The organism is Aeromonas cavernicola, from assembly GCF_002795305.1.
Taxonomy (GTDB): Bacteria; Pseudomonadota; Gammaproteobacteria; order Enterobacterales; family Aeromonadaceae; genus Aeromonas; species Aeromonas cavernicola.
The window spans coordinates 1-5,866 of record NZ_PGGC01000035.1 but is presented as its reverse complement, the minus strand read 5'-3'; the positions used below and the strand labels follow the sequence as shown (position 1 = coordinate 5,866).

Annotated in this window: 8 protein-coding genes; 7 read left to right on the top strand and 1 reads right to left on the bottom strand. The window is 36.4% G+C overall.

The window, feature by feature from the left end:
• From CUC53_RS03870 to CUC53_RS03845, 7 genes are all read left to right on the top strand, one after another.
• On the top strand, positions 1–1,421 hold a 1,421-nt coding region (locus CUC53_RS03870; protein ID WP_157798194.1), incomplete at its 5' end, for a pesticin C-terminus-like muramidase.
• Positions 1,421–1,834 carry a hypothetical protein gene (locus CUC53_RS18800; RefSeq protein WP_157798193.1) on the top strand — a complete coding sequence of 138 codons (414 nt, stop codon included), beginning with the start codon at positions 1,421–1,423 and terminating at the stop codon, positions 1,832–1,834. The genes CUC53_RS03870 and CUC53_RS18800, both read left to right, overlap by 1 nt.
• 34 nt (positions 1,835–1,868) lie before the next feature.
• The gene (locus CUC53_RS03865; RefSeq protein ID WP_100292928.1) at positions 1,869–2,765 is read left to right on the top strand and encodes a hypothetical protein; all 897 of its coding nucleotides are present in this window, start codon (positions 1,869–1,871) and stop codon (positions 2,763–2,765) included.
• Between the two features lie 31 nt (positions 2,766–2,796).
• Positions 2,797–3,597 carry a lysozyme inhibitor LprI family protein gene (locus CUC53_RS03860; RefSeq protein ID WP_100292927.1) on the top strand — a complete coding sequence of 267 codons (801 nt, stop codon included), beginning with the start codon at positions 2,797–2,799 and terminating at the stop codon, positions 3,595–3,597.
• A gap of 197 nt (positions 3,598–3,794) precedes the next feature.
• Complete coding sequence (locus CUC53_RS03855; protein ID WP_100292926.1) at positions 3,795–4,256, top strand: hypothetical protein; 462 nt, start codon at positions 3,795–3,797, stop codon at positions 4,254–4,256.
• A 290-nt stretch (positions 4,257–4,546) separates the two neighbouring features.
• Positions 4,547–4,804: a hypothetical protein gene (locus tag CUC53_RS03850; RefSeq protein WP_157798192.1), complete on the top strand. Its 258-nt coding sequence runs from the start codon at positions 4,547–4,549 to the stop codon at positions 4,802–4,804.
• Between the two features lie 38 nt (positions 4,805–4,842).
• Positions 4,843–5,493 carry a hypothetical protein gene (locus CUC53_RS03845; protein WP_157798191.1) on the top strand — a complete coding sequence of 217 codons (651 nt, stop codon included), beginning with the start codon at positions 4,843–4,845 and terminating at the stop codon, positions 5,491–5,493.
• A gap of 85 nt (positions 5,494–5,578) precedes the next feature.
• Here the strand turns inward: CUC53_RS03845 and CUC53_RS03840 are convergent.
• Positions 5,579–5,866: transposase (locus tag CUC53_RS03840; protein WP_167386678.1), on the bottom strand; the 288-nt coding region annotated here is incomplete at its 5' end.

Sequence of the window (5,866 nt, the reverse complement as noted above, 5' to 3'; positions counted from 1 at the left end):
GCGAGATCCGGGCAGCACTGGCCGATGAAAACGTAGCAAGCCAAATACGTAAACTGTTTATTTGTCATGAAAGCGAGTGGATAAAGCGCCCGAGCTGGCCCCGGTTGGAGCAGGAGTTAAAAGAGAAACCGAATTTGTATCAGTATGCCCTGACCGTCAATGAAAATATGAATTGGATAGACGATAGTGCTATTCAAGGGATATTAGGTGATAGCAAGCCATGGTTTATTCATCCTGCGGGAATGATGGGGTTGGTGGGGAGCAAGGCTGTAGAGAAACCCATAATATTCCCACTTAGGGTTAAACCTGAGAATGATCAGGGTAAAGTATGGGGAGATAAGTACTGGGCCAAAGCACCAAGCAGCAACGCAGCCACATTTAAATATCCTCGTGATAATGGCTCACGTCGACATGCAGCACGTGATCTTTATACTAAGGCGTATGAAGAGGTTATCGCTGTATGTGATGGTAAAGTATTAGATGTGTCAGATTTTTATTTATGCACATGGGAAATTGTTATTCATCACAAGACCAGTGATGGCCGTGAATTTATTATGCGCTATGGCGAGGTTGATCCAGCAAAAATAAAAGTAAAGACGGGGGATATTGTCAAGCAGGGTCAGTTGCTAGGTGTAACTGGGTTGTTGTTGAAAAGCGACGGGACTCACCCTGTTATTGTCCAAAACGCCACTGTATATATGCTGCATGTCGAAATTTATACTGGCGCCAATGGCATGAACATTAACTCACCTCTAACTAATAGTCATAATCCACCATTTATGCGAAGAAGTGATTTAGTTGACTCAATCGATATTTTACAAGAGGGTTATATAAACAGCTTTGGTGAGGATAATACTAATAATGAACAACCTGCATCACTAAAAATTAATTTTGATTTTATCCGTGAATTAGAAGGGGGGATGAGACTTGATGGATATGTACCAAACCCTGAGTCTAGTGATAGTGGTGTCACAATATCCGTCGGTTTTTATTTAGGGGCAAGAAATATATCAGATCTTAACGCTCTGAGTTTAGGTAATACATTAATAAATAAACTTTCTCCTTACTTAGGAAAAAAGAAATTTATTGCGCGAGATTTTTTGATTGAAAATCCATTAAGCATTACTCATGATGAAGGAGATAAAATAAGAGAAGCCATAGAAAATAAAAAAACCAGTTTATTAGTAGCTCGTTACAATAGTGATAGTACAGTGGAGTTTCAGTCTCTGAGTAAAGAGGCACAGACAGTCATTGCATCTGTAGAATATCAATATGGATATGCAAAAACAGAAACTCCTAATTTTTGGCAGCAAGTTACCCAGCAAAACTGGCAAGGTGCTATCGATATATTAAGAGATTTTAGGGACGATTACCCTACCCGAAGAAATAAAGAAGCCGATTATTTAGAAGGAAGCCTATAATGAAGCACACTCTTTTATTGACATTGTTTATATCATCTTCCGTACTGGCAGATTCAGACGTAATAACAAGAGGGGATTTACAAGATATTTATAACAACCTAAATATAGCTACTTTCTCCAGCTCACTAATGCCAAAAAGATTAAATAATGAGCAAATCTATCTTAGGCAATTTGATTTACCACAGCCCACCTTTACAGAAAATATGATAACAATAGATTCATCGAATTTTACTTATTCATTCGAAGTGCTAAAAAAGTCTGATGGAAATAGAGATGGTATTGTAGATTATGCAGTCTGTTTTTCTGAAAAGTCTAAAATAGGTACTTACGATGCGAGAACACCATTATTAATATCACCTTTGGGTATAGGTGGACAAATTATTGCCTTAGGTTTTAAAGATTTAAAATGTTAGTTTTTAAATTTAAGCATTTGAGAGATAGATTATAATGAATTTAAAAATAAAAATACTGTGTACAGTATCGCTATTTTTTTGCTTTAGCTCTTTTGCCGCTGAGGGAACGTATTTTTTTAAGAACATCCCAGCCCGTAACAACCTTAATGCGCAGGAATTAGAATATCGAGACATAGCATTTGCTGAAGCATTATTAAAACATCAGTTAGTTATTAAAGACTCGACCTTAATTATTCCTAATTTCTGCATAAATCATATTAAACCTAAATATGGAAGTGATAAGTCATTTTCAGATCTTAGTTTTTTTAGGCAGCTTAAGAAATTTTATGGTAAGCATGGTGAGTATGATGCCGTTAAAGCGGATAATATGAATGTATTTTATCAAGAACCCTCTGACAATATGGAAGAAAGAAACTGTCCTGAAGTATACTCAGAATTTTATCAACTTGGCCCAGACCTTATATTTAAAGATAATGGGTTTAGTGTTGTCTACACATCCAATAAAAATCTGGCAGCTCCAGTTCCACCGAAGAAAAAATCTTACATTGGTAATATTGTCTGCACAGAGGATAGAAAAGAGCTGGTGCAATATGATCTAGTAGATAACTGCACTTTCAACGGTCCACTTGAAGCAGCGTATAAGGAGTTTTATAACGTTAATAAAGATAGCAAAGGGAGTGGCTGGGGCACATTATTGCCTAATATTAAAACTATCTCTGAATACGCTAAAAAGCATAAAAGTAACAAGTTTACTATTAACGTCCCTTCCGATAACAAGAATGCACATGGGGAGAATGAAATTATTTATGAGCAACCAACAGCAAAGCAACTAAATATAACCAGTGTGATGTCAGGTGGTCAAACGTACGTATATTTTAATGAGGAGAGCCAAGATAACGTAACAATGAAAATAATCTATTCAGCTGATTAATTTAACCTTAAATAGTATTGCGAGTATTAATATGAATTTAAAATTGATTGCAGTGGTGCTTTGCGTGGGTTTTTCAGGAACTGCTAGCGCAGGTTTTTTTGATTCAAAGGAAGAGGTTCAACCTTTCAAATGTGGTCGAGAAGATGCAACCGTAGCATTAATTAACGCATTGCGTGATGCCGCGTTGGCGAAGGTTTCAGTAGCGGGTAGTGAGTTAACCCAATTTCAAAACAAGGTATTAACAATACCGGTTATGCCATCCGATATTACGACTACCGAACAAGGTAAAAATACTGTGCGCTGTGTCGCATCAGTATCCGCGACCTTGCCAACTGAGTTAAAAGAGTTATCGGTAAAAACACCAGATGTTTTCTCTAATTTTATCGCTGAGAGCCGCGCATTATATAAAGTAGATACACTACGGTGGAATAATGTGAGTTATGCTTTACGGCTAGCAGACAATGAAAAAGATATTTCGGTATCCCTTGATGATATATCTAATATGCCGATGGGATTAGCCAAAACAGCTAAACTTGCTGTCTCTGCTGACAGCATTATAAAAAATAATGACCCGACTAAAATTAATGCTTATAAAAATCAATATGAAATAGAGGATGCCAAACTTAACAAAATTTGGAAGGCAATTCCTGCTTCATTCCGTTCATCAATGAAAGATGAGCAAGTCTCTTGGGTATGGTCTAAGCAAGAGCAGTGTGGTGATATTTCTCGCGCGAATAATACCAACTTATCAGTATCTGAGAGAGTTGGAATCTATCAATGCCAAACTGCGATGACCGTAGACCGGATTAAATATTTGGGCGGTTATAAATAATCTGATGTAGTACCGATATATAGAATGGGACACCTATTTTCCTGAGCATGCTACAACCTAGCCAGCAGAATAAAAGAAGTGTGTCCCAGCTTTTAGCCTATTAACTCTACCCTCATATCTGCCAAGAAAGCAATGCGGCATGTTTAAAATAACATGGTCAATTGCAAAAGTGATTTTTCTGTAAGCGGAAAATAACGATGAAAAAATGGTTATGTTTTTTTATTGGCTGCATGGCATGGCCCAGTGCTTATGCCATGACATTAGAAGAGCAATATAGCGGACTAAAAAATTGTCGTTTCGATGATATTTTTTACGATCAAAAAACTAAGCAGTTTGGTCCTGGGGCTACGTTTTTTAAAGAAAATAAAGACAAACTTGAAATATGTTGGCAATCAGATAATACAACATCATTTTGTATTAATGAGATATTGACATTTTATGGCCTCAATGTAAAAGAGCTCACTCTTCCTAGTAAGGGAGGTTATAGTTTTGGGGTTATTTTTTTTAATGATGAAGAAACGGTTAGACGCGTTTTATCAAAACGATTTACATTAGATATTAGTGATAACTTAAATAGCTTACCAAGCGTAGATATCCTTCCTGAGGATGGATACGCTCGTGTTTATTGCAATCTCTATAACATTATAGAAGGTGAGTGATAGTGATTATTTTGGATTGGATGCTGATGTGATATATGATTTAATCATGTGGATAATGACATGTTTTTTGCAATTTGATAGATGGTAATGATAGGTATAGTGCCGATACATTAACCCTCACTATAATATAATGCTAACTAAAGGGATTAAAAATGATAAGAGGAGTGGTCTATTTTTTTGTAAGCTCTTTTTTTTCTTCACTTTCTATAGCTAGCTCTTGCCCTGCCGCTGACTTCAACTCATTCATTAAAATATACTCCAAGGACATAGGCATTCAGGAGCGTTTTATAATGGATACCGTTGAATATACCTATCTTGTTGAAGGTGAATTGGATATAGAAGAGAAAAAGGAGGAAAAGAACAGGGCTGTCATTTCTTTTCCAATAGTTAAAACAGCGAGTTTAAATGATAGTGCTATTATCTCAGTGCACCATGATGAGTTAGAGCTAGAAATAAAAGGAGCAGATGATGGATATTTAATGAAGTTTTTGTTTATAGCGAAAAATAAATGTTGGTATTTGTATGCAATAAGAGATTTGTCTATGTAATGATACTTTATATTACGCCCTGGCTCTGGATAGGTGTTATGATTTTCTTATTTTTAATGTGGCAAATCATCGATAGGCTTATGCAACTTAAATATATTTTTTCTTTTCTATTTGCGGTTGATACAGTATTTGCTAGTGACTTTTGCGAAGAGCTAAAACTGAAAGCTAAAACTGAGGAAGTGCATCTCGAACCAAACCATGATATTTTAAAAATAATTTCCAAAGGCAGAGTTTATTTAAATAATGCACCAAGCAACAAGTACAAAATCGAATCTGATTTTTTAGTAACGGGTGACCAATTTATTGGTTATTCAGAATATGAAAAATTTATATTTGTTGCTTATTTTAAGAGTAATGGTGACTCTATAGATGGATGGATTAACTCAAGTCAATTAAAAAATACAAGCCTAACCAATGGTCCTTCAGGTGAGGAACAGATGGTATTTAATATTATGCCAGACATCATAAAAGAAAATAAATTATCTTTATTACCAAGCAAATGTTTAAAGTATGAACTAGATAGTAGAGATAAAACATTTTATTCTATAAAAGTTATGAATTTAAAAAATAGAGAATGCGACGACAAAATAAATCATCCTTTTGATATAATTGTTAGAAAAGGGGGAGGGGAAATGTATACTAATCAAGGGGCTAAAAAAGATGAATATAGGAGAATAAAAGGTAAGTAATTTAAATTTGTCATAGGAGGACTTAATCACCACTGGGTATTTCTCACCCCATTTGCGAGGGTGTTCAATATTCTGTGTCAGACGATCATAGGTCGATATGACCATCCAGTCGGCCGGCGAAGTGGATCGACAGCTGCGACAGTGTCAGATTCCAGTTCTGCACTGGGTGTGTCCAGCGTTCGGATGCCTGCAACATACCGGCGTAGAGCAGCTTAAGTAAACTGTTTTCGTTCGGGAAGCCGCCCTTGGTCTTGGTCAGTTTTCGAAATTGCCGATGCACCGCGTTGGTCGTGTAAATCGCGGTGCGCACGTAATCTGGATATTTAAAATAGGCCGACAGCGTCTGCCATTTACTGCGCCAGGACTTAATCAC

Coding starts and splice junctions, on each gene's coding strand:
- CUC53_RS18800 (WP_157798193.1), top strand. CDS start 1,421: ATGAAGCACACTCTTTTATTGACATTGTTTATATCATCTTCCGTACTG.
- CUC53_RS03865 (WP_100292928.1), top strand. CDS start 1,869: ATGAATTTAAAAATAAAAATACTGTGTACAGTATCGCTATTTTTTTGC.
- CUC53_RS03860 (WP_100292927.1), top strand. CDS start 2,797: ATGAATTTAAAATTGATTGCAGTGGTGCTTTGCGTGGGTTTTTCAGGA.
- CUC53_RS03855 (WP_100292926.1), top strand. CDS start 3,795: ATGAAAAAATGGTTATGTTTTTTTATTGGCTGCATGGCATGGCCCAGT.
- CUC53_RS03850 (WP_157798192.1), top strand. CDS start 4,547: ATGGATACCGTTGAATATACCTATCTTGTTGAAGGTGAATTGGATATA.
- CUC53_RS03845 (WP_157798191.1), top strand. CDS start 4,843: ATGATTTTCTTATTTTTAATGTGGCAAATCATCGATAGGCTTATGCAA.